The organism is Halobacillus sp. B23F22_5, assembly GCF_043497085.1.
In the GTDB taxonomy this organism is placed as follows: domain Bacteria; phylum Bacillota; class Bacilli; order Bacillales; family Halobacillaceae; genus Thalassobacillus.
In genome coordinates, this window is the sequence record NZ_JBIEKI010000016.1 from 39,103 (window position 1) to 64,220 (window position 25,118).

Here is a 25,118-nt window from a genome sequence, read left to right on the forward strand (position 1 = left end):
CGTTACGGTTGAGAATCTCTGGAGGTCCGGGAAATCACTCGCTTTCCATGGGAGTACGGCCAGGTCCCCCGCAGGAAAGCGAGTAGTTTCCTAGCCACCACTAACGCTTTTATGGTAAAGAACCTTGAAACTGAGTCTTCCATAATACGGCCCTTTAATTGAATAGGAGTCTTATTAAGAATCAACTGCCCGTTTAACAGAAGCTCTTTAATAGGAAATAAAAAAATCCTGAACCATTGCGGTTCAGGATTTTTTGAATCGTATTATTTAATGTGAATTGGAGTTCCTAGTGCCACTTCAGCTGTTTCCATCGTAATTTCACCTAGGGATGGATGCGCATGAATGGTCAATGCAAGGTCTTCCGCTGTCATGCCAGTTTCGATAGCCAAACCTAATTCAGCAATCATGTCGCTGGCATTGGCACCGGCAACTTGCGCACCGATGACAAGACCGTCATCTTTACGTGTGACCATTTTGACAAAACCGTCTGTATCATTCAAGGAAAGTGCACGTCCATTAGCTGCGAACGGGAACTTAGAAGCCTTGACATCATAGCCGGCATCTTTTGCTTCTTTTTCCGTGTAACCGACAGAAGCAAGTTCCGGATCAGAGAATACAACCATTGGAATGCCAAGATAGTCGATTTCTGATTTTTCACCAGCAATGACTTCTGCTGCAATTTTACCTTCATAAGAAGCTTTGTGAGCTAGTGGAGGTCCTTCCACGATGTCACCGATAGCAAAAATATTGTCCACATTCGTACGGCACTGTTTATCGATTTTGATAAGACCTTTATCATCCATCTCAATACCAACTTGCTCAAGACCAAGTTCTTCGGTATTTGGCTTACGGCCGACAGTGACAAGCAGGTAATCTGCTTCGATGGTCTTCTCTTCACCTTTTACTTCATAAGTGACCTTCACACCATCTTTAGTCTCTTCAACACCTTGTGCCATTGCGTTGGTAACTACATCGACGCCTTTTTTCTTGAGACGTTTTTTAACAAGCTGAGTCATTTGTTTTTCAAAACCGCCAAGAATGTCTTTCGTTCCTTCCAGGATGGTTACTTCTGTATCGAAGTCAGCGTAAGCTGTACCAAGCTCAGTGCCGATATAGCCTCCACCGATAACAACCATCTTTTTAGGGATTTCTTTCAAGTTCAATGCGCCAGTAGAATCCAGTACACGCTCAGAATACTTGAATTTAGGAAGTTCAATCGGGCTGGACCCTGTAGCAATAATACAGTTATTGAACGTGTAAGTCTGAGAGTTCTTATCATCCATGACACGGACAGTGTTTTTGTCTACAAAGTAAACTTCACCCTTTACGATGTCTACTTTGTTACCTTTCAACAATCCTTCAACACCGCCAGTCAATTTATCAACGACTTTACCTTTCCATTCCTGTACTTTAGAAAAGTCGACAGTTGTGTTTTCGGATTTGATGCCCATGTCTTCGGCGCCTTTTGCATGCGCAAAACGGTGGCCAGCCTGGATCAAAGCTTTAGACGGGATACAACCGACGTTCAGACAGACGCCACCAAGCACGCCTTTGTCTACGATCGTTACTTTTTGTCCAGTTTGTGCGGCACGGATGGCAGCTACATAGCCGCCAGGACCCGCACCTACTACTAACGTATCAAGTTCAATTGGAAAATCTCCTACTACCATACTTTACGCCTCCATCATAATTAGTTGTGGATCGTTCAGTAAACGCTTGATGTGGTTCATTGCATGCTGAGCTGTAGCACCATCGATAATACGGTGGTCAAAGCTCAAGGACACTGCAAGAACTGGAGCGACTACGATTTCGCCGTCACGTACAACAGGTTTTTCAGCAATACGGCCAATACCTAAGATAGCTACTTCCGGATGATTGATAACCGGTGTGAACCATTGTCCACCTGCTGAACCGATATTAGTGATCGTAGTGGAACCGCCCTTCATTTCTTCGGATGATAGTTTACCGTCACGAGCTTTCACAGCAAGTTCATTGATCTCGCTTGAGATAGCGAATACGGATTTGCGATCAGCATCTTTTACGACTGGTACAAGCAATCCTTTGTCAGTATCTGCTGCGATACCAATATTATAGTAGTGTTTCTGAATAATTTCATCCGTTTCGTCATCAACTTGCGTATTTAGGACAGGATATTTTCTTAGAGCAGATACTAATGACTTCACTACATATGGCAGATAAGTCAGCTTGATATCCTGCTCAGCAGCTACAGCTTTGAACTTCTTACGATGTGCAACAAGTTCTGTCACGTCTACTTCGTCCATCAATGTTACGTGAGGAGCAGTATGCTTCGAATTAGTCATCGCTTTAGCGATTGCTTTACGGATGCCGCTCATCTTCTCACGTGTTTCTGGATATTGGCCTTCCAGTACAGGCTGTTGTTTTTCACTGGAAGCAGCAGCTTGCTGATCTTGTGCTTCTTCTTTTGCTTCTCCTGCATCAGCTGCTGGTTTCTGATCGCCGCTCAAGTATGCATCAACATCTTCTTTAGTCACGCGGCCATTTTTGCCAGACCCTTGAACTTTACGGATGTCTACATCATTATCACGGGCATGCTTACGTACAGATGGCATAGCGATGACACGCTTGCTTTCATCTACTTCTTCATCGTCTGCAGCAGGAGCTTCTTCTTTCGCTGCACCTTTGTCTTCTGCAGCCGGCTCTTCTGATTTCTTTTCTTCTTGTTTTTCTTCTTTTGGAGCTTCTTCCTGCTTGTCGTCTCCGCTGTCATCAGACTCATAGCCTTCCGCGTCGAATGTGATGATGGTAGTACCGACAGTAGTGGTTGTACCTTCTTCGACTAATACCTCTTTAACGGTACCTTCAACAGGAGAAGGGATTTCTACGACAGCTTTATCATTTTGTACTTCACAAAGAACATCGTCTTCTTTTACTTCGTCACCGGCTTTGACAAACCACTTTACAATTTCGCCTTCATGGATGCCCTCACCGATGTCCGGTAGTTTAAATTCGAAAGCCACGAATATTGCCTCCCTTTTCTAGGTTTCAATTAAAAGTTCATTACTTTATTGACTTTCTCTACAACGTCATTATGGTTTGGAAGCCATACTGTTTCCGCTTGAGAGAATGGATAAACTGTATCTGGAGCAGCTACACGCAGTACTGGCGCTTCCAGATGCAGAATCGCTTTTTCCTGAATTTCAGAAACGACAGCAGCAGCGATACCAGCTTGCTTTTGTGCTTCCTGAAGTACGACAGCGCGATTCGTCTTCTTGACGGATTCCAGAATCGTTTCATAATCAACCGGAGCAACCGTACGTAAGTCGATCACTTCTGCAGAAACTCCGTTTTCTTCCAGTTCGTCGGCAGCTTTCAATGCAGTATGGACCATCGCACCGTAAGCAACCAAAGTAACATCTTTACCTTCACGTTTCACTTCCGCTTTGCCTAGTTCGATGGCATATTCCTCTTCTGGAACTTCTTCACGGAAGGAACGATAAAGCTTCATATGTTCAAGGAAGATAACCGGATCATTATCACGGATAGATTGAATCAACAATCCTTTTGCATCATAAGGGTTAGAAGGAATGACTACCTTCAGACCTGGCTGCTGTGCCATCAACCCTTCCAGGCTGTCCGCGTGAAGTTCTGGTGTGTGTACACCGCCACCGAATGGGGAACGAACAGTGATCGGCATGGTACGGGTACCACCGGAACGATAACGATAACGAGCCATTTGCCCGCTGATTGCATCCATTGTTTCAAAAACGAAACCGAAGAACTGGATTTCAGGTACTGGACGGAATCCTTGAAGAGCAAGTCCGATTGACATGCCGCCGATTCCAGATTCAGCTAGTGGTGTATCAAATACACGTTCTTCACCGAATTCTTTTTGTAAGCCTTCAGTTGCTCGGAAAACACCGCCGTTTTGGCCGACGTCTTCACCGAAGACTAGCACATTTTCATCATTTTTTAATTCTGTGCGCATCGCATCAGTGATGGCTTGGATCATTGTCATTTGTGCCATGGTTTACTTCGACTCCTTTGCCTCGTATTCTTCCCTTTGCTCTTTCAGGCTGGCAGGAAGTTCTTCATACATGATGTCCATAAGTTCAGTGACTTTCTGTTTTGGCTGCTCGTCCGCTTTCTTGATCGCAGCTTTGACATCTTCTTTCGCCTGTTCAATCACTTCATTTTCTTCTTCTTCAGACCATAGGCCTTTATTTTCAAGGAACGTACGGAAACGGACAATCGGGTCTTTCGCTTCCCACTCGTTGTCAGTTTCTTCTGTACGGTAACGGGTCGGATCGTCCCCGGCCATTGTGTGTGGACCATAGCGGTAAGTAAGTGTCTCGATCAATGTCGGACCTTCACCGTTGATAGCACGTTCACGCGCATCTTTTGTAGCAGCATAAACAGCTAATACGTCCATACCATCCACCTGGACTCCTTCGATACCAGCAGCAACTGCTTTTTGCGCAATTGTTTGTGCTGCAGATTGCTTTTCGACTGGTACGGAAATCGCATAACGGTTGTTTTGGACAACGAATACTGCTTGAGCGTTAAATGCACCAGCAAAGTTGATTCCTTCGTAGAAATCACCTTGAGAGGCACCGCCATCTCCAGTGTAAGTAATTGCAATAGCGTCTTTACCACGTTTCTTCATTCCGATTCCAACACCAGCAGCTTGCGTGATCTGTGCACCAATGATGATTTGCGGGCTGACAGCATTCACACCTTCTGGCATTTGGTTACCATGGAAATGACCACGGGAGAAAAGGAACGCCTGATACAATGGAAGACCATGCCAGATCAATTGTGGTACATCACGATATCCTGGCAGGATAAAATCCTCTTTTTCAAGTGCAAAATGGCTTCCTAGCTGGGAAGCTTCTTGTCCTGCTGTTGGAGCATAGAATCCCAAACGGCCTTGACGATTCAAGGCAATCGAACGTTGGTCTAAAATACGGGTGTAAACCATGCGGCGCATAATTTCTTTCAAATCATCGTCTGAAAGTTCTGGCATCGCATCTTCGTTTACTACTTCGCCTTTTTCATTCAGAATTTGAAACATTTCGAACTGATTTTCAATGTTTTCAAGTGAGCGTTTCAAACTGATTCACCTCTTCCTTCCTATTAAAAAAATGGTTACTTTCCTTAGCTTTCCCAAAAGCTGCAAAAACCTGTACCGATTTGCTCTTATTCTTTTACCCTTTAGCCATTTATATTAATCATAAGCCTTATACAACGGAAACTGTTACAATAAGAACACAAAAACAATTGGTACAATGAAATGTTCTGTATGTAGTTTAGCTCAAGTTACTAGGTAACGTCAAACAGTTTGTATTAATTTAAATTACCCTTTTAGAAAAACAGCTAGCAAAGCATGGGTGGAACAGGTTGGTGACCTGATTACGCCGCACCCCCTGTTTCAGATTTTCCTATCAGCTGTATCATATAGAAAGACAAAAAAACCGCCGATGGCGGTTTTTCTATTCTTCATTATTTTGTTCGTCGTTCTCCGCATTCTCTTCTTTCTTTGAATCATTCGATTCTGAGCCGGAAACGTCTTTATCCTCTTCACTATATTCGACATTCAAGTCTGTCGCTTCATAGAAAGCTTTTTTCTGTTCATTGTATTCTTCGGTATACTTATTGAAAGTTTCGTTCGACTTAATCACCTTATCATAACTATCATTGATCTTTTCGATGTGCTTCTGTAAAGCTTCTTCTTCTAATTCTTTTTTCTGTAATAATTGATATAACTCTTTATCCAGCCCAATGGCTGCCTGGTAATCTTCATATAGTTGCTGATATGCATCATAGCGATTGTTCATCGTTTCGACCAGAGCCTTTGCTTTTTCTTTGGCTCCTGCCTGTTCTTCTTCATCTAAATCATCGATAAGGGGCTCGATTTTATCAAACTCCTGTTTAGCAGCATCAATGCTCTCTTTCTCCAGCTCGATTTTTTGCTGACGCTCTTCCACTAATCCAGCTGCCTCCTGGGAGTATTCTTTAATTTGATCAAACTCTTCCATACTTAGGTTGATGATTTTGTTATACAGTTCCTGCTCTTTACGCTCCAGCTCTACGATAGGCTGTTGTTGTTTACGGAACTCTTCCTCTAATGATACGGCTTTTTCCAGGTGTTCATAAATCTGTTCTTCCGGGGCTGGACCATTATTACAGGCTGCCAACACTACTAAGATGAGGGTTAATGGTATGTATAGCTTTCTTAATGACACAAAACTTCCTCCTTAAGGCGTATGGATAATTCCATACTTTTCATCATAGTTTTAATAGTATAATAAATGATTTTAAATTGGAAGGATATTTTATCCAATCCATTTAAACACGACTGTATCATCATTTAACCTTTCCAATGTTATCTATGTTAAACTATATGAAGATATTCGAAGATAGAGAGAAAGGATGGACTTTGGAATGATTACTATGAAGGATATTATCCGCGAGGGGGACCCGATCCTGAGAGAGGTTGCGAGTGAAGTTGACCTTCCCCCGTCTGAAGGAGATAAAGAAACGTTAGGAGAAATGCTGCAATATTTAAGAAACAGCCAGGATGAGCAAATTTGCGATCGATATAACCTCCGGCCTGGCGTAGGGTTGGCAGCTCCTCAAATCGGTTTGTCCAAGCGTATGCTTGCTGTCCATTTTACTGACTTCAATGAAAAATTATATAGTTATGGCTTATTCAACCCCAGAATCGTCAGCCATTCAGTTGAGAAAGCTTATCTCACCAGCGGAGAAGGCTGTCTTTCTGTGGATCGGGAAGTCCCAGGGTATGTCCCACGCTATGCACGTGTTACTATCAAGGCGACTGACCTGGAAGGAAATGAAGTGAAGTTACGACTCCGGGACTTTGCAGCAATTGTCTTCCAGCATGAAATCGATCATTTGAATGGAGTAATGTTCTACGATCATATCGATCCTGATAATCCATTCAAAGAACCGGAAAATGCGAAACCGCTGGATCATTAAAAGACAACACCTTCATTTAAAAAAAGTGAGTAACCAAAAAGCTTAGAGTAACTACGAGACTCTAAGCTTTTTTATACAGATATTTAGTTTTTCAGAAGGCCGACTTCCTGGATAGCTTTGACTAATCCGCCTTCATCCACGTCATCAGTTACGTAATCAGCAAGTGATTTCAGTTCCGGAATGGAGTTGCCCATTGCTACTGCTGTGCCGACCACTTCCATCATTTCCTTATCATTCGGTCCGTCACCGAAACCATAGGAATCTTCGATGCGGAGCCCTGCGGCTTCTATCATTTTCTTGATTCCTTCTGCTTTCGAACCTCCACCTGGCAGCACGTCACAGGCTTTTGGGTGCCAACGGATAAAATCAAAAGAATCATGTTCCCCACGATATTCCTCTATCTCATCCCCTTCACAGAATAACAGGGATTGATAAATATTTTTATCCTCATAAAATGCATCATCAATATCCGGATATTCAAAGTGCAAAGACCCCATACTCTCAGAAATATGCCCGTGATCAGGTTCAGTCGCTTTCATCTCTTCGTGATTCATGAAGACCATCGGGTGTCCTGTGCGATTAGCATGCTCGAACAATGTCGTCAATTCTTCAGTAGCAAGCGGGTTTTCATAGATGACTTCCCCTTCGAAGACTACATATTGACCGTTGAAGCTTACGAAAGATTCGATCCCGAGTGTTTTTCTGATATCTTCAAACATAAAGGGAGCCCGGCCTGTGGCAATCGCACAGTATACTCCCTCTTCTTGCAGCCGCTTAATAGCCAGCACCGTTTCTTCCGGCAGCTGTTTATTGTGATCAAGCAAGGTACCATCGATATCAAAAAATGCAATTTTTTTATTCATATATTTCATCCTCCTGCTGCGATCCTATCACTCTGTATTTGTCATTTTTCAACAATGAATACACAATAGCATGACTGAAACAAGATGAGAAGGGAAAAACTATAAGTAACTACAGCTTTCGAAAGCCCCAATATTGGGCTCTGATGGATAATAAATCCTTTATATCAATAGTTCTTTGTTTCATTATTCATCAAACCGTATTATACTATTAGTAACGGGATTGGGTCGGTTGAACGTTTTGCTTGTTTTCTTCATCACCTTGAAAGGAGATGAGTGCTATGCTGAAGCGCTTAAGAAGAAAGCTCAAGAAACGTTGGAAAGATTTTTGGAAGCGGAAAACATTAGCCTGAGACGGTCTTCTCCTACGATTTAGGAGCAGAAACAATAATCGATTAGAAATACCATCCGATAAAAAAACATGCTATCATTGTTGCTAGGACAAGAATGTGGAAATTACTAGTAGTTAGGAGAGATATTAGAAAATGGTATATAAAGTTTTATACCAGGAGCTTCCATACGAAGTTCCTGTTCGAGAACGTACAAAAGCAATGTACGTTGAAGCAGAAACAGAAAGAAAAGTACGTGAACAACTGTCCGATCGTGGGATCAATATTGAATTCATTCAGGTGTTAGATGAGGACCACCTGAATTATGAACAACAGACTAAAGATGATTTCGAAGTGGAGAACAGCTGATCATGAAGTTTGTTAAAAACGATCAAACCGCTGTTTTTGCACTGGGCGGTTTAGGTGAAATCGGGAAGAACACATACGGAGTCCAATTCCAGGATGAAATCATTCTGATTGATGCGGGTATCAAATTCCCGGAAGATGAATTGCTTGGAATCGACTATGTCATTCCTGATTATACCTATTTAGTGCAAAACCAGGATAAAATCAAAGGTCTTATCATCACCCACGGACATGAAGACCATATTGGCGGCATTCCTTATCTTCTACGTGAAATCAATGTGCCAATTTATGCTGGAAAATTAGCGATCGGACTTATCAAGAATAAATTAGATGAACACGGATTATTGCGTAATGCAAAGTTGAACATCATTCAGGAAGACGATGTCATCAAATTCCGCAAGACATCCGTATCCTTTTTCCGGACAACACACAGTATCCCGGATTCATTCGGAGTAGTAGTCAAAACTCCTCCAGGGAACATTGTGCATACCGGTGATTTCAAATTTGATTTCACCCCGGTTGGAGAGCCAGCTGACCTAGCAAAAATGGCTGAAATCGGAAAAGAAGGCGTTTTAGCATTATTATCGGATAGTACGAATAGTGAAGTCCCAGGTTTTACAAAGTCTGAGAGTGTCGTCGGACAAAGCATCCAGGATATTTTCAGCCGTGTTAACGGACGTGTGATTTTTGCGACATTCGCTTCAAATATCTACCGTTTGCAGCAAGCGGTAGAAGCAGCGGTTAAGCATAACCGCAAAGTTGCCGTTTTTGGGCGCAGCATGGAATCGTCCATCCGTATCGGGCAAGAGCTTGGCTATATCCAGGCTCCTAAGGATACTTTCATTGATGCGCACCAAATCAACCGTCTTCCAGCACATGAAGTTATGATTCTGTGTACCGGTTCCCAAGGGGAGCCGATGGCAGCTCTATCCCGTATTGCCAATGGTACACACCGTCAAATTCAAATCATGCCTGGAGATACGGTCGTGTTCTCGTCTTCCCCAATCCCTGGGAACACGCTCAGTGTATCTAAAACAATCAATATGCTTTACCGTAACGGAGCAGATGTCATTCACGGCCCATTGAATGATATTCATACTTCCGGACATGGAAGTCAGGAAGAAATGAAATTGATGCTTCGTCTGATTCAGCCGAAATACTTTATGCCGATCCACGGTGAATACCGTATGTTGAAAGAACATACGAAGTTGGCACAGCAATGTAATTTGGATCCAAGTGACTGCTTCGTTATGGATAATGGTGATGTCCTTGCACTCGGTAAAGACAATGCCATGATTGCCGGCAAGATTCCATCCGGCTCCGTCTACGTGGATGGAAGTGGTATTGGTGACATCGGAAATATCGTATTACGTGACCGCCGTATCCTTTCTGAAGAAGGTCTGGTTATTGTGGTCGTAAGCATTAATATGAAAGAGTTCAAGATCGCTTCCGGTCCAGACATCATTTCACGCGGTTTCGTCTATATGCGTGAATCCGAGGATCTTATCAAAGAAGCTCAGAAGCTTGTCTCTAATCATGTGGAAAAAGTAATGGAACGTCGTACCACTCAATGGTCCGAGATTAAAAATGAAATCACGGATACCATCGCACCGTTCTTATTCGACAAAACCAAACGCCGTCCAATGATCCTTCCGATCATCATGGAGGTTTAATGAAAAAGCCCGGACTTAACTGTCCGGGCTTTATTATATGTTATAGAAAAGGAGCCAGCTTCATGAGCTGAGCTCCTTTTCTATAGTTAAAAGTATCAGGCAGATAAACTTCTTCCCTAACTGTAGAATAGGGATAATTCACCAGTAGATTTATCTCCATCTAAGCTCGTACTAAACGTTCGCTATCGTTAGGATAGACGATCAATAGTTTTCTTCATATCAGGCAGCTCGATTTTCCCACTGTCGAAGAATTCTTTTATCAAAAATTTGCTGTAATTGACAGCCTGAGTGTAATTGATATGGCCTGGCAACGGCGCCTGCTCTTCAATGACAACATCAATGATGGCAGGTTTGTTACTGGCAAAGGCTCGACTCATACTGCTTTCCAAGTCTTCATACTTCTCTACGCGGTATCCTTCTCCACCGCATGATTCTGCAAACTTGGCAAAGTCCATTTCCCCAAGATCTGTTTGATACGTCTGGTGCCCCATTTGCTGCTGCTCATATTTAATCATACCAATTGATTTGTTGTTCAAGATAATCACTTTGACTGGCAGATCATATTTTACAGCTGTGACAAAGTCTTGAGAAACCATGGTAAAGCCGCCATCACCGCAAATGGCAATCGCCTGTCTGTCTGGATACGCAAGCTGAGCCGCAATAGCTCCTGGCAGACCGCTCCCCATGGTAGCCAGCCAGCCGGATATGATGAAGTCCTGTTGTAATAAGGGTAAAAATCGTGTCACCCATACCGTTACATTTCCTACATCACAAGAAATGACCGCGTTCTTTTCCATTACTTGTTCCAGCTGGTACATGACTTGCGGGGCATGCATTGGATTTTGTTCCAGCTTTTTTTCTTCAAGCAGCTTGGTATGCCATTCTTTCATTTTTCCTTGATACTCTTTTAAAAAGGAATCGTCCTTCTTTTCACTCATATGGGAAGTCAGGTAAGCAAGTGTTTCCTTTGCATCCCCTGCCAGCCCTACCTCAACTGGATACATTTTTCCAAGATTTTCAGGCTTATTATCAATCTGAATCGCTTTTACGCCATCCGGTAGAAAATCGCGGTATGGGAACTGCGTACCGATCAAAACAATTAAATCCGCGTCCATCATAGCGTGATAAGCTGGCTTGGTGCCGATTTGTCCGTGCTGCCCAAGACAAAGCGGATGTTGATCCGGGATGACACCTTTAGCTAACAAGCTGAGAATGATTGGTGCTTTGATATGTTCGGCAAATGACACCAGCTCCTCACTTGCATTCTTCACACCTTTTCCTGCTAAAATAATTGGCTTTTTCGCATCATCAAGTAGTGACCTTGCTTCTTTCAATGATTTTTCTGAAGGGAAAACTTCAGGACGGTAATAACCTTGTGAAGTAAGTCTGCTATCATTATTGAATTTTTTCGCGAAGAGGTCATCCGGCACAATCAGTACAGAAACCCCTTTTTTCACATAAGCTTCCCGGATCGCTTGATTCAACAGGTCAGGGAGCTGTGCTTCAGTTGCTGCACGTTTGTTAAAGACGGCGACATCATCAAACATACGCTCTAAATTGATTTCCTGAAAGGCATCCGTTCCGATTTCTTCGCTGTGCACCTGTCCTACAATCGCCAGTACAGGAGCTCTGTCTGCTTTGGCGTCATAAAGACCATTCATCAGATGGACTGCACCGGGTCCTGCAATTGACATACATACACCAATCTTCCCGGTGAGCTTCGCATAGGAAGCTGCTGCAAGAGCCCCTACTTCTTCATGACGAACCTGTATGAATTTCAACTTCTCTTCCTGCTTTCTTAGATCGTCGATCAATTCATTGATCGAATCGCCGGGCATTCCGTAAACATGGTTTATACCCCAATCTAATAACATCTCGGTCATTACGGTACCTGTTCGTTTCTCTAACAATGCCATCATCCTTCCTCTTGAAAATCTCTCATACAATGGAGTATTTCCCTAAACAAGAAAAGCAAACCTAAGGTTATAATTTCCCTGAAACGAACAAAAGCGCAAGCGCCTTGCTCACCCCCGACAAGCTTAAGACAAGCCTCGGCGTGACGTTTTTTTGTCACAGAGAGGATTGACTTAAGACCTCGAGGGGGTAGGCGCTGGAGCTGGATGACACCCACTACCGAAAGTTATCCTCAAAAAGAAAACTTTATAATTTCCTAGCCAAACAAAAAAAGAACAGCTGAGCTTCATGCTCAGCTGTTCGATAATTTAATCAATCATCTTCTACCACAAGATTTTTCTCGAAGCGGGAGATGTCTTTGTCTGCGCCGATGACAATCAAGATGTCGCCCTCCTGGATCATTTCGGTAGCCATTGGAGAAACGATGACATCTTTCTGACGCTTGATGGCGACCACGTTACATCCATACTGGGCACGGATGTCGAGATCGACGAGTGATTGTCCGCTCATCTTACTTCCTGCTTTAACCTCGACCACACTGTGATCGTCGGAGAGCTCAATGTAATCTAATATATTATTGGACATGATATTGTGAGCAATTCGTTTACCCATGTCACGTTCGGGATGGATGACATGGTCTGCACCGATTTTGCTTAGTATTTTTTCATGGTAATCATTTTGAGCTTTCACGGTTATTTTTTTAATTCCGAGCTCTTCTAATATGACAGTGGTCAACAGACTCGCCTGGATATTGTCACCAATGGCAACGATGACATGATCGATGTTCCGAATTCCAAGTTCCCTTAACACTGTTTCGTCCGTGGAGTCGGCAATAACAGCATGAGAAGCGATTTCTTTGTACTCATTGACCTTATCTTCATCCAGGTCGATCGCTAATACCTCCAGCCCCTCCTGGCTCAATTCCCGGCAGATACTTCCGCCAAAACGGCCCAAACCTATGACTGCATATTCCTTTTTCATCTTAAATCCTCCATTTTTGCTGACATCAGATAGATGTAATTTTATCATAATTCCGCCTTACGTACGACATAAAACAAAAGCGCAAGCGCTGGTGCTGAATGCAGCCCGCTATACAGCATCATTTCAGGTTATATACATTAAAAAACAGCCCCCCGCTTGTTTGGGAGGCTGTACGTGTTTATTTTTTTCCTTTTACATAATCGGCATCAAACAGGAACATCCTCATCAACAATACAAGCGATGGGATAAGAAGGAACAATCCTGCAATGAAGGCGATGACCAGCGCAAGCCCCATGGCGTCATTGACCACACCTTCTGACAGGGTCACATAAGGATAAAGCAGGTAAGGTAAATGGGAAGCTCCATAACCGAAAAAGGCAGTCAGGAATTGAAACATAACCGCTATGAAAGCCCAACCATAGTACTTCCCTTGATAGATTAAATAGATAGCGATCATGAAAAACCCTACAGACAGCCCGAATACCCACCATAATTCCATCATGCGATTAAAGTGCTCCTGGTTATGCTGACTCATCGCAATGAATGTCGTCAAACTCGCAATGATCGTGGGTGAACTCCAAAATAATGCGTATTTCCGAACTAAATCCAATGCTCCCCTGTCATCAGCACGGTGTGCGTAAAAGCTTAAGAATGCCGAGCTGATATAGAGTACAGATACGATCGCTAGAAATACGACACTCCAGGAATAAGGGCTTTTCAATAGTGCCCCGGTAAGGAGATGGACTCCCTCTGACGTTTCCTCAATGAAGCCTCCCTCGGAAATAGTAAGTGCAGTGGACAACGAAGCAGGGATCAGCAAGCCGGTCGCACCATACAGAAACAAGTACACACTGCTTTGTTTTGAACCGTAATTTTCAAAAGCGTAAAAGGAGCCACGGATAGCAATCAATACGATTGCGATACTTCCCGGCACCAGCAAGGTTTGCCCGAAATAATAAGCCGAATCCGGGAAGAAACCAACCAGACCGACGAAGAAGAAGACGAAAAAGACATTAGTCACTTCCCAAACCGGTGACAAATAACGAGATATCAATTTGTTAACCAAGTGGTCTTTTTTCGTGACTTTTGCATAATAAGCAAAGAATCCTGCCCCGAAGTCGATAGAGGCTACGATTAAATACCCGTATAAAAAGATCCACAAGACAGTTATTCCTATCAGTTCGTATGCCATCAGCGCTCCTCCCCTTCAGTTTTAAAATCTGGATAGTGCCGTTCCAGTTCTGATTCCGCCGGGTTGTTCTTAAATAATTTGCGCAGCACAGTGATGACACCTATTCCTAAAACAGTATACAAGAGAATGAATAACAACAGCATCCAGCCGACATTAGGAGATGTCGTGGCGCCTTCTGCCACTTTCATGTATCCCCGCAGAATCCATGGCTGCCGGCCTACCTCAGCATAGATCCAGCCGAATTCGATCGCCAGCATCGCCAAGGGTCCATTGAGGAAAATCAGCCACAGCAGAAATTTATTGTTTTCATTCCATTTTTTTATTTTAGCAACGATTAAATACAATAATGAAACGCCCAAGGAGTAAAAACCGATCAGAACCATCAGGTCGAACATATAGTGGACCCAAAATGGTGCGATTTCATCTTCAGGAAACTGATCCAAACCGACTACTTCTCCATTAAAATCACCCGTAGCTAAAAAACTTAACGCGTTGGGCAGCCGGAGGGCATTTTCCACTTCATTCACTTCATTCAGACGGCCGAACAGAATCAGGTCAGCCCCCTCTTCCGTTTCAAAGTGCCATTCGGCAACGGCCAGTTTTTCCGGCTGCTCATGAGCCAGGAATTTAGCGGATAAGTCACCGGCCACCGCTGTCAGCAAGGCGAAAATGAAAATCGAACCTACCGTGAGTTTTAGTGCCTTCTTATGGTAATCGCTATTTTTATTTCTGATGATATAAAAAGCTGTAATCGCAGCGAGAATAGCTGCGGAAGTTAAATGAGCAGTGGAAAGCACATGGAATACTTTTGTAGGTGTCGCCGGGTTGAACATGGCGACAAGCGGCTGGACATTAACGAGCGCCCCATCCTTGACTTCGAATCCTTGCGGCGTATTCATGAATGCATTCACTGTAGTGATGAAAAATGCGGACATCCCGGCTCCGATAACCACCGGAATCGATAATAACCAGTGATAAATCGGATTTTTGAATCTGTCCCAGGTATATAAGTATGCACCTAAAAAGATTGCTTCAAAAAAGAATGCGAATGTTTCCAGGAACAACGGCAAACTGATGACATTTCCCGCCACTTGCATGAAGCTTGGCCATAATAAAGATAATTGCAATCCAATAGCCGTACCCGTCACAACCCCGACTGCAACAAGGATGATGAATCCTCTCGTCCATCGACGGGCCAATAATGTATAGTTGGGATCTTTCTTTTTAATTCCCATAAACTCCGCGATGGATATCATCAATGGGACCCCTACTCCAATAGTGGCAAAAATGATGTGAAATCCAAGCGTCAACGAAGTCAATAACCTGCTTAGCATAACATTATCTAATTCAAACAAACATGTTCCCTCCCCATGTAACAATAAGTACCTTTCTATGGTTACTCTACCCTAAAAATACTAAGACTAGTATAATACGTGAAATCGTTTTAATTTCATTAAAATAACGACTATTTTGTGACAAACTTCACATACTTGCTGGTAATTTTATCTTATAATAAATAATTAGTGTTTGTCTAAAGAAAAACTTCAGACATAGAAATTAGTGGGGTTATTAAATGTCCAAGTTAAGATAGCCTAGATGTTATTCCATAAAATAAAAAGAAACAAAACCAATGTTCCACAAACGGTGCTTTATTTTAACAAGACCATGCAAAAAAAACGCCTGGATATCAAGATCCAAGCGTTTTTTAGCTATTACTATATGGCGTCGAGCATCTGGAATTGTGTCTTCACTAAGTCGTAATATTCCCCTTTTTGTTCCATCAGTTCATCATGACTTCCTTGTTCCAGAATTTTACCATGCTCAAGAACGATGATGTTATCCGCTTCCCGAATCGTAGAAAGACGGTGTGCGATGATGATCGCCGTCCTTCCTTTCAACAACCTGCGAAGTGCCGACTGAATTTTTACCTCGGTTTCTGTGTCGATGCTTGCTGTTGCTTCATCTAAGATAAGAATTCGAGGATCTGCAAGCAAGGCGCGTGCGAATGACAGCAATTGCCGTTCTCCTGCTGAAAGGACGTTCCCCCGCTCTTCCACTTCGGTTTGATAGCCCTCGGAAAGCCTTTGAATAAATTCATCTGCACCAACAACCTTCGCCGCTTCAATGACGTCCTCATCGCTCGCATCCGGACGGCCGAACCGGATATTCTCCATGATGGTGCCGGAAAAAATGAAGGTATCCTGAAGGACGACACTGATTTGCTGACGGACACTGTCAATGGTCACATCACGTAAATCGGTTCCATCGATTTTCACAGCACCTTTGGTAGGGTCATAGAAACGACTGATAAGGTTAGCAATTGTGGACTTACCTGAACCAGTATGACCGACCAGTGCAACTGTCTGCCCTTGCTTCATCTCCAGTGATATTTCATGTAGCGCAATCCTTTTTTCATCATAAGAAAACTGAACGCGATCGAATTCAATATGGCCTTTGATTTGCTCTAAACGTTTCGCATCAGGCTTCTCAGCCACGTTCGGCTGCTCGTCGAGAAATTCGAAAATTCGCTCCGATGCCGCCATGGCCATCAATAGCTGGTTATACATCTGTCCGAGACGTGATATCGGCTCCCAGAACATTCCCAGGAAAAATGCAAAGGAGACGAAGGTACCAATTTCAATTCCTCCATTCGCAGGGCCCTGAATAATCAGCCACGCACCATAAGAGATAAGGATGACCGTACCGATTGCATTACTCATCTCAACAAATGGACGGAACATGGCACTTTTTTTCGTAGCATTCCTCCACGCTTCAAAACTATCGGTATTGACGCCATCAAAGAACTCAGCGTTTTCTTTTTCCTGTGAAAACGACTGGGTGATACGAATGCCCTGGATGCTTTCATTCAAATGGGAATTCAAGCGGGATTGCTGGATCCTTACCCGCTGCCAGGAACGGCGGATATTCCGACGAAGTTTAGTAGAAATATAGAACATGATCGGCAGGATGACCATGATGGCCAGTGCAAGCTTTGGACTAAGCACAAACAAAATGATGATGATGCCCAGTAAGGTCACGATGTCCATCAACAGATTGATGATTCCATTCGTGAACAGCTCCTGCAAAGAATTGATGTCATTCATGATTCGGACTAAAATCGAACCGGCTGACCGTGAGTCAAAAAACCGGTGGGATAGTCGCTGGACATGGGAAAATAAATGCTGACGCAGATCATAAATGACATTCTGCCCCAGGATATTCACCCATTTGATCCGGAACACGTTGCCGAGATAACTGAATAAGTAAAGGATGCCGATCCCAACAACCAGTTGGATCAGCATATTGACATCCTGATTGGCGATGGCAATATCGATGGCTACTTTACCGATTAAGATCGGTACCACCAACCGGATAATTGTCGATACCAGCATAGCGATGATTGCTGCCGGCAGTAATGTTTTTGAGTATGGTTTCAAATACTTCAATAACCGGACCATCTGTTCCCAGTTGAACGGTTTCTCGATCGCCTGATCAATGGTGTAATGGAACCGGTTTAAGTGTTTATTCTCTTGAGGCTTCGTTTTTTGCCTGCGTGCCAAGATGACTCCCCCCTTTTTTATTTCAAATATTGGATGCGTTCATAATTTGTTCTTTATCCTGGTATTGAATATCATATATCCGCTGATATGGACCGCCATTGGAAAGCAGGAAGTCGTGTGTTCCACGCTCTTTCACTTCCCCGTCTTCCAATACCAGAATTTCATCGGCATGTTTCAAGGAAGAAATTCGGTGAGCGATGATGAAAGTTGTTCTGCCTTCCATCACTTCTTTCAATGCTTTCTGGATTTTGAATTCTGTTTCCATATCGACTGCAGAAGTCGCATCATCCAATACAAGGATGCTCGGATCGATGAGAATCGCCCGTGCAATGGCAATCCGCTGCTTCTGTCCACCGGATAGTCCCATTCCGCGCTCCCCGAGCAACGTATCATAACCATCCGGCATATCCATGATGAAGTCATGCGCCTGTGCCCGCTTGGCAGCATCGATCACTTCTTCCAGGGTAGCATCCGGGTTTCCATAAGCGATATTTTCCTTGATCGTTGTCGAAAACAGGAACGACTCTTGCAAAACGAATCCGATATTGCGTCTCAATGTTTTTAAAGAATAATGATCAACCGGCTTGCTATCGATCAGGACTTCTCCTTGTTCCGGTTCATAGAAACGGGTGATCAATTGAGTGATACTCGTTTTACCGGAACCGGTCGCTCCGATCAAACCGATGACCTTGCCTGGTGGTGCGTCAAAACTGATATTCTTCAATGCTGAATCATCATCTTCCGTGTAGGTGAGCGTGACATCCTGGAAGGTGACGTGCCCGTTCAAACGCTTCAGAGTTATCGGGTCTTCTTTTTCCTGAATATCTTCTTTCGCTTCTAATATTTCAAGGAGACGTTCACCGGAAGCCTTCGATTGAGAAAACAGGTTGATAACAAACCCGAGGTTCATCAATGGTCCAAGAATGTACCATACCAGGCTGAAAAATGCGACCAGTTCACCAAGGCCAAGATTGCCATTTACCACCATGCTGCCCCCATAAGCCAGCAATGCGACAACGGAAACATTTCCGATGAACTCCATCAATGGAAAGTACTTCGCCCAAATGTTAGCGGTCGTCAGGTAGTTCTGCCGATAGTCCTGATTGCGGTCGGAGAATCTGCCAATCTCAAAGCCTTCCCTTGACAGTGATTTGACTGTCGTCATTCCACTGATATTTTCCTGCACGCGTGTATTCAGTTTCCCAAACGATTTACGAATGCCCCGGAAAGCTGGATGGACGCGTTTATCGAACTGAAAAACGACAACAGCCAGAAATGGCATGGCTGCCATCGTCACAAGCGCTAATGGTACGGAGAAATAGAACATGACGCTGAGACTGATGACAATCAATAAGGTGATACGGATCAGCTCGGCAATGCCGAAGGAAAGGAAAAACCGGAAACCTTCCACATCTGCCGTCAGACGGGACATCAAATCCCCTGTTTTTGCGTTGTCATAATACTTGAACGGGAGACGCTGCAACTTTTTATAAAGCTCATCTCTCAATTTATAGACGGAGGTTATCCCGAATAAATCACCTAAGTATTGATGTAAGTATGTGGCAATCCCTTTGATAGCCATCAGGATGATGAAGGCTCCTGCCAGGTAAGGGATCAGGTTATAACGTTCATCTGCTACGACATCATCGATTGTAATTTTCAAAATGATTGGGTAAACCACGGTGATTGCTGTCACAAAGAATAAAAACAACAGCGACCATAAGAAAAACTTTTTATAAGGCCAGTAAAACTCTTTCAGCTTTTTGAAGGTATCCATATGTCTCCCTCCTCTTTCTGTAAATTTTTTACGTAATTATAAATATATCGGGTTACGAAATAAATATCCACCTTTTTGAGCTAATTTTTTAAAAATTCTACTTGCTACAATTTTACCATGGAAAGTGATGTAAAAGTGGGTAACACTACTGTTCATCGCAGATGGATTTTTCATTAGAAAAACCTGGCTTATCGCCAAATCCATATAGCAAAAGCCTAAGAGTTTCTTACAGTTAAAATTTCTTAACATATAAAAAACCACCAGCTAACTGGTGGTTCAATGAACTTTTATTTATCTTTGACGCCAAGGACGCGGTTGACACGCTTACGAAGCATTTTCATACCGCCGCCCCCTGCCTGGAAATGTCTCAGGTTGCCTTCTTCATCAAATACATAGTAGGCAGGCACGTATTGGTTTTCGAAAGCATCTGTGAGGGCATGTTTATTATCCACGAAAATCGGCTGCGTGATATCATGCTCTGCAGCGACTTCTTTGATCTTATCCAAGTCCAAGTCTTTTTCAGAGCGTGGCATATGAACAGCAACAACATTCAAATCGTCTTTATATTCGTCACGGAATTCATTGACGTTCGGCATTGCCTCTTTACATAGTCCGCAGCTGACTGACCAGAAATGGATCAATGTCGGCTTATTTCCTAATAGGTCGCTTTTAGAAACTTCCCCATTCAGCCACTCGGTTGCGCCTTGCAGCTCTGGCATAGGTTCTCTTAAACGCATGCTAATTCCTCCTTCATTAATGTACATGAACAATTGCCGTAGATATAAAAGGGTCTAACATGGAGTTAGACCCTTGTGAATAGCTTGTCCCTTTATGACTCGATTATAGAGTCTCTTGACCTGGCTTCCAGTTTGCTGGGCAAAGTCCGCCAGTTTGAAGTGCTTGAAGTACACGAAGTGTTTCATCAACGTCACGGCCGATGTTGTTGTGGTTAACTACCTGGTACATCAATTCGCCTTCTGGGCTGATGATGAATAGACCGCGAAGTGCAACACCTTCATCTTCAATTAGTACACCAAAGTCTTCAGAGACTTTATGGTTAGTATCAGCAGCCAATGGGTAAGCTAGATCGCCAAGGCCATTGTCGTCACGGGAAGTGTTAATCCAAGCCAAGTGCGTGTGGATTGTATCTGTAGATACACCAACTACTTCTGCATCAAGGTCTTCGAATTCATCGTAACGATCAGAAAGTGCAGTAATTTCAGTAGGACATACGAAAGTGAAGTCCATTGGATAGAAGAATAGTACTGTCCATTTGTCGTTCTTCATGTTTTCCTCTAAAGATACTTTTCCGAATTCTTTGTTCGGAAGTACCGCGTCCATTTCAAAGCGCGGAGCTTGCTTTGCTACCATACGTTCTGCCATGAAAATCCCTCCAAAAATATTGAATTAATTTGTTATAATCACTCACAAGTTATATTATAACGAGCAGCTTGTTTAAAGTCAATGTTAAATTATAATAAATTTAATCTAGCTTTTTGACTTCCATAATCAAGCATGCCCCAATAATATAACCCTTACACATTCTCATTAAACAATAATGAATGATGAAAGTAAAATGATAGGCTTTACATTTTTTCTTCAGCCACTTTTTTAACTCCGGCATATGACATTCAACCGTTTGATTTGATAATTTCTGACAAAATCCGCTATCCTAATACACAGGATTGTATTTGGATAGGAGTTGTTATTATGAATTTGTTTGAAGAAGGTTTTGAATTCAACCTGGCAGAGATTACTGAACTTCTGATATCGGTCGGCCTTAAAATTGTGGTACTGATTATCGCATTCGCCATCATATCTCCAATCGGACGCCGGGCAATCAGTGGAGCGATCAACAAAATAAGTAAACACCGAAAAATTCCAGAAGCACGGACAAAGACCTTGGAACGGTTATGTGTCAACATTTTTTCTTATATATTGATGTTTGTATTCGTCGTCATGCTGCTGGAAATGATCGGTATACCGATTGGCCCACTGCTCGCCGGTGCCGGTATTGTCGGTCTGGCCATCGGGTTCGGTGCGCAGGGGCTTGTCAGTGATTTCGTTACCGGCTTCTTCATATTAATTGAACGCCAAGTAGATGTAGATGACTATGTGACGGCAGCCGGGTATGACGGTGTGGTTGAGGAAGTAGGGTTGCGAACTACGAAATTAAGAGGATTTGACGGTACGCTACATTATATACCCAACCGGGAAATTTCAGGTGTCAGTAACCATTCCCGCGGCAATATGCGGGCGATGATCGATATCGGCATCTCCTATGATGAAAATATTGAGGAAGCACTAACCGTCCTGCAGCGTGTCTGTGATGAATTTGCAGTCAATGACGAACGGATCAAAGAAGGTCCGGACGTTTTAGGGGTCCAGAGCCTCGGATCTTCTGATGTCGTCTTGCGCGTACTAGGCAGAACAGCCAACATGGAGCAATGGGCTGTAGAAAGAGATTTACGCCGTGCAATGAAAGAAGCTCTTGACGAAGCAGGCATTGAAATTCCATTCCCTCATCAGGTCTATATTGAAAAGAAAAATGGAGCGGAAGCTTAACCATAACAGCCGCTTTGTTTCCGTTCTCTCGTGAAATTTCACTTTTATAAAAATAATGCCCGGGCGCTTGCCCGGGCATTTCTGTTAATCTTCCCAAACTTCCACTTTTCTGATTTGGCCATCAACCATGTCGACGATTTTGAAATGGTAGCTGCTGTGCGTGACCTCTGTTCCTTCAGCTGCGTCAATATCATTGGTATATATGAATCCGGCAATGGTGTCATAATCTTCATTATCAAGATCCAGGTCGAAGTATTCATTCATGTCCTGGATGGATACTTTGCCTTCCACTAGAAAGTGTCCGTTCTTCAATCGTTTGATCTCCCGCTCTTCTTCATGGTCGAATTCATCACGGATCTCCCCGACAATTTCTTCAATAATATCTTCTATCGTGACAATTCCGGAGGTTCCACCATACTCATCAATCAATACAGCCAGGTGTGTGCGCTCTTTTTGCATCCTTACTAATAAATCATGGATGGGGATGTTTTCAAACACTTTGAATGCAGGACGGATAAATGGCTCTAGGGTCCCCAAGTCTTCAAAATCATTGTAAAATAACTCTTTTAAATGAATAACTCCTAAAACGTGGTCCTTGTCACCATCTATGACCGGGTATCTGGTGAACCGCTCCTGCTGAATATATCGGCTGATCGCTTTGACGGAATCGTTGACGTCAATTACCGCAATCTCTGTGCGCGGTATCATGATTTCCTTCGCTGTGCGGTTATCAAATTCAAAGATACGGTCTACATAGGTGAATTCCGATCGGTTGATTTCTCCTTTTTGATAACTTTCTGATAGGATATGCCGCAATTCTTCTTCGGAATGAACCTCCTCAGACTCTTTTGCCGTATGCAGACCGACCATACGGACCAGCACATTGGCAGATCCGTTCAGGAGCCAGATCAATGGATACATCAGCTTGCTGTATAAAATCAATGGTTTTGCCAACAGGAGCGTAATTGTTTCCGCTTTTTGGATTGCAACTGTCTTCGGTGCAAGCTCTCCTAAAACCACATGTAAAAAGGTTATGACAAAAAAGGCAATAGCAAATGAAATTGTATGACTGACGGCACCCGGCAACTCGAACTCTTCCAATAATGGATGCAGGAGCACCTCCAGGGTCGGTTCTCCCAGCCAGCCTAAACCTAATGCTGTGATCGTGATGCCGAGCTGACACGCCGATAGGTAGTAATCTAAGTTATTTGTCAGTCTCAAAACACTTTCCGCTTTTTTATCCCCCGCAGCTGCTCTTGCTTCCATCTTTGTTTTTCTGACCTTGACGATTGCAAACTCACTTGCAACGAAAAACGCAGTCAAAATAATTAGCAAGGCAACTGCTAAAAGCTTTAATGTGATTTCCATCCAATCTCTCCTCTAACATCTATGTAACGGGGCATTATAGCCCCTGTTGTCAACGCAAACGCTGTTCTACCTGCTGGCAGACTTCTTCTGCTGTAGACCCATCCGCATTGATAACCGACTGCTGTGTGGAAACACCTGCCATCCCCATGACATTTTTGTCCTGACCGGAAATGACACAGCAGTCACACCCTTGTACGTCCTGCTCATTTTTCAGGGTTATTACATCATACCCTTTTTGCTGTAAAGCAGAACTGATATCTGACAAACTTTCTTCTACTGCAATTTTACTCATTATCGTCATCCTCCTTGAATAGGGTAATATCTACTTCCCTATTGTTACCAACGTACAAAGAGGTATGCAGATTTGAAGTTCGCTTACCAGCGTCTTATCGTAGCTTCTACTGTATCCACTCCAGTGGCCAGTGCCTGTTCATCTGGTGTCAGCCTGGCGTGATGAAGTCCATATTCTGATTCCACTCCAAGCCAGAACATAAACCCGGGTATTTCTTTCAGCATATAGCCGAAATCCTCTCCAGTCATTGCTGACGGAGCTTCTTGAAAGTTAACGTCTTTCAATTCTCCAACAATCCTACGAAAAGATTCGACATGGCTCCCGTCATTATAGACCTGGTGATAATTCGCACCATAATCGATGGAGACCTCACAATCATGTCCAACTTCGAGACCTTTTGCCAGCTTTTCGATGTTCTCCTTCACTTCTTCCATCGCTTTCGGGGACATTGTCCGGATTGTCCCTTCTAACCTGGCGTGTTCAGCAATTACGTTCTGTACGGTTCCACCGGTTATTTTACCGATTGTCACGACTGCGCTGTCCAAAGGGTCGACTCTTCGTGCTACAATTTGCTGAAGCTGGGTGACAAAATAACTGGCAGCAACCACCATATCATAGGTTTGATGAGGATAAGCGGCATGCCCTCCCTTCCCTTTCAGATCGATGAACAATTCACTGGTGTTGGCGAACAACAGACCTTCCCGCGAGGAGACAGTGCCGACCGGCAAATCAGGGGCGATGTGCAAAGCAAAAATGACGTCCGGACGCCACGATTGAAATTCTTCACTTTTCAGTAAAGGCTCGGCTCCTCCTGGACCTTCCTCTGCCGGCTGGAAAATGAACAGACAGTTATCTTTTGCCGGATTCCCGGCTAATCGCGACAGGGTACCCAGCGCTATGGTCATATGAAAATCATGACCGCAGGCATGCATTTTCCCTTTATGACGGGAGTGGAAATCAAAACCTGTTTCCTCTGTAATCGGCAGCCCATCAATATCGGCACGATAGCCAATGGTTTTAGATGGATTCTTACCTTTGACAAAAACCAAAATGCCTGTCCGCCATGTTTTGATTTCGATATGCTCCTGTGGCATTCTCCCAATTTCATCTATGAGATACTGTTGCGTTTTGAATTCTTCAAACCCCAACTCAGGGATCTGGTGCAACTCTCTTCTTATTGTTTGGAGCTGTTTTGTATCCAAGCTTTCTCACCTCTTTTTACTTATGGTTCTATTGAACGTAGTTGTTGATTTTCGTAAGATA

21 protein-coding genes are annotated in these 25,118 nt (G+C 43.4%); 4 read left to right on the forward strand and 17 right to left on the reverse strand.

Annotation, left to right across the window (positions count from 1 at the left end; genetic code table 11):
* Window positions 1–263: 263 nt before the first annotated feature.
* From lpdA to ACGTN9_RS16895, 5 genes are all read right to left on the reverse strand, one after another.
* Window positions 264–1,670: a dihydrolipoyl dehydrogenase gene (gene lpdA, locus ACGTN9_RS16875; RefSeq protein WP_499594911.1), complete on the reverse strand. Its 1,407-nt coding sequence runs from the start codon at window positions 1,668–1,670 to the stop codon at window positions 264–266.
* A gap of 3 nt (window positions 1,671–1,673) precedes the next feature.
* Window positions 1,674–2,999 carry a dihydrolipoamide acetyltransferase family protein gene (locus tag ACGTN9_RS16880; RefSeq protein ID WP_499594913.1) on the reverse strand — a complete coding sequence of 442 codons (1,326 nt, stop codon included), beginning with the start codon at window positions 2,997–2,999 and terminating at the stop codon, window positions 1,674–1,676.
* 29 nt (window positions 3,000–3,028) lie between these two features.
* A complete protein-coding gene (locus ACGTN9_RS16885) occupies window positions 3,029–4,006 on the reverse strand; it encodes an alpha-ketoacid dehydrogenase subunit beta (protein ID WP_499594914.1) in 978 nt (325 codons plus the stop codon).
* A gap of 3 nt (window positions 4,007–4,009) precedes the next feature.
* Window positions 4,010–5,092: a pyruvate dehydrogenase (acetyl-transferring) E1 component subunit alpha gene (gene pdhA, locus ACGTN9_RS16890; protein ID WP_499594916.1), complete on the reverse strand. Its 1,083-nt coding sequence runs from the start codon at window positions 5,090–5,092 to the stop codon at window positions 4,010–4,012.
* A 379-nt stretch (window positions 5,093–5,471) separates the two neighbouring features.
* Window positions 5,472–6,224: a YkyA family protein gene (locus ACGTN9_RS16895; protein WP_499594919.1), complete on the reverse strand. Its 753-nt coding sequence runs from the start codon at window positions 6,222–6,224 to the stop codon at window positions 5,472–5,474.
* 199 nt (window positions 6,225–6,423) lie between these two features.
* Here ACGTN9_RS16895 and def point away from each other — a divergent pair, with 199 nt between their 5' ends.
* The gene (def, locus tag ACGTN9_RS16900) at window positions 6,424–6,978 is read left to right on the forward strand and encodes a peptide deformylase (RefSeq protein WP_499594921.1); all 555 of its coding nucleotides are present in this window, start codon (window positions 6,424–6,426) and stop codon (window positions 6,976–6,978) included.
* 83 nt (window positions 6,979–7,061) lie between these two features.
* Here def and ACGTN9_RS16905 read toward each other — a convergent pair whose 3' ends face one another.
* Complete coding sequence (locus tag ACGTN9_RS16905) at window positions 7,062–7,841, reverse strand: Cof-type HAD-IIB family hydrolase (protein ID WP_499594924.1); 780 nt, start codon at window positions 7,839–7,841, stop codon at window positions 7,062–7,064.
* Between the two features lie 482 nt (window positions 7,842–8,323).
* On the opposite strand from ACGTN9_RS16905, the gene ACGTN9_RS16910 reads away from it, so the two are divergent.
* Both ACGTN9_RS16910 and rnjA read left to right on the forward strand, forming a co-directional pair.
* The gene (locus ACGTN9_RS16910; protein WP_499594927.1) at window positions 8,324–8,536 is read left to right on the forward strand and encodes a DNA-dependent RNA polymerase subunit epsilon; all 213 of its coding nucleotides are present in this window, start codon (window positions 8,324–8,326) and stop codon (window positions 8,534–8,536) included.
* A 2-nt stretch (window positions 8,537–8,538) separates the two neighbouring features.
* A complete protein-coding gene (gene rnjA, locus ACGTN9_RS16915; protein WP_028782615.1) occupies window positions 8,539–10,206 on the forward strand; it encodes a ribonuclease J1 in 1,668 nt (555 codons plus the stop codon).
* 188 nt (window positions 10,207–10,394) lie between these two features.
* Here rnjA and ACGTN9_RS16920 read toward each other — a convergent pair whose 3' ends face one another.
* The 8 genes from ACGTN9_RS16920 to ACGTN9_RS16955 all read right to left on the reverse strand — a co-directional run bounded on the left by ACGTN9_RS16920 (window position 10,395) and on the right by ACGTN9_RS16955 (window position 21,013).
* A complete protein-coding gene (locus ACGTN9_RS16920; protein ID WP_499595008.1) occupies window positions 10,395–12,116 on the reverse strand; it encodes a pyruvate oxidase in 1,722 nt (573 codons plus the stop codon).
* A gap of 316 nt (window positions 12,117–12,432) precedes the next feature.
* Window positions 12,433–13,101 (reverse strand): potassium channel family protein, encoded by a 669-nt coding sequence (locus ACGTN9_RS16925; protein WP_093046178.1) that lies wholly within the window; start codon window positions 13,099–13,101, stop codon window positions 12,433–12,435.
* 178 nt (window positions 13,102–13,279) lie between these two features.
* The gene (locus ACGTN9_RS16930; protein ID WP_499594930.1) at window positions 13,280–14,293 is read right to left on the reverse strand and encodes a cytochrome d ubiquinol oxidase subunit II; all 1,014 of its coding nucleotides are present in this window, start codon (window positions 14,291–14,293) and stop codon (window positions 13,280–13,282) included.
* The gene (locus tag ACGTN9_RS16935; RefSeq protein WP_499594932.1) at window positions 14,293–15,648 is read right to left on the reverse strand and encodes a cytochrome ubiquinol oxidase subunit I; all 1,356 of its coding nucleotides are present in this window, start codon (window positions 15,646–15,648) and stop codon (window positions 14,293–14,295) included. The genes ACGTN9_RS16930 and ACGTN9_RS16935 overlap by 1 nt, the downstream gene beginning before the upstream one ends.
* 360 nt (window positions 15,649–16,008) lie before the next feature.
* Entirely contained in the window at window positions 16,009–17,853 is a 1,845-nt protein-coding gene (locus ACGTN9_RS16940; RefSeq protein ID WP_499594934.1) for an ABC transporter ATP-binding protein, read from the reverse strand.
* A gap of 22 nt (window positions 17,854–17,875) precedes the next feature.
* On the reverse strand, window positions 17,876–19,630 hold the full coding sequence (locus ACGTN9_RS16945) for an ABC transporter ATP-binding protein (protein WP_499594936.1): 1,755 nt from the start codon (window positions 19,628–19,630) through the stop codon (window positions 17,876–17,878).
* Between the two features lie 287 nt (window positions 19,631–19,917).
* Window positions 19,918–20,367 (reverse strand): redoxin domain-containing protein, encoded by a 450-nt coding sequence (locus ACGTN9_RS16950; RefSeq protein ID WP_499594938.1) that lies wholly within the window; start codon window positions 20,365–20,367, stop codon window positions 19,918–19,920.
* Window positions 20,368–20,470: 103 nt separating this feature from the next.
* Complete coding sequence (locus ACGTN9_RS16955; RefSeq protein WP_062445599.1) at window positions 20,471–21,013, reverse strand: peroxiredoxin; 543 nt, start codon at window positions 21,011–21,013, stop codon at window positions 20,471–20,473.
* Between the two features lie 327 nt (window positions 21,014–21,340).
* Between ACGTN9_RS16955 and ACGTN9_RS16960 the strand changes: the two genes are divergently transcribed.
* Window positions 21,341–22,195 carry a mechanosensitive ion channel family protein gene (locus ACGTN9_RS16960; RefSeq protein WP_499594940.1) on the forward strand — a complete coding sequence of 285 codons (855 nt, stop codon included), beginning with the start codon at window positions 21,341–21,343 and terminating at the stop codon, window positions 22,193–22,195.
* Between the two features lie 84 nt (window positions 22,196–22,279).
* Here ACGTN9_RS16960 and ACGTN9_RS16965 read toward each other — a convergent pair whose 3' ends face one another.
* The 3 genes from ACGTN9_RS16965 to ACGTN9_RS16975 form a co-directional block, all read right to left on the reverse strand.
* A complete protein-coding gene (locus tag ACGTN9_RS16965) occupies window positions 22,280–23,563 on the reverse strand; it encodes a hemolysin family protein (RefSeq protein WP_499594943.1) in 1,284 nt (427 codons plus the stop codon).
* A gap of 49 nt (window positions 23,564–23,612) precedes the next feature.
* Window positions 23,613–23,855 carry a YkuS family protein gene (locus ACGTN9_RS16970; protein ID WP_499594946.1) on the reverse strand — a complete coding sequence of 81 codons (243 nt, stop codon included), beginning with the start codon at window positions 23,853–23,855 and terminating at the stop codon, window positions 23,613–23,615.
* An 83-nt stretch (window positions 23,856–23,938) separates the two neighbouring features.
* Entirely contained in the window at window positions 23,939–25,057 is a 1,119-nt protein-coding gene (locus ACGTN9_RS16975; protein WP_499594949.1) for an N-acetyldiaminopimelate deacetylase, read from the reverse strand.
* Between the last annotated feature and the right edge of the window lie 61 nt (window positions 25,058–25,118).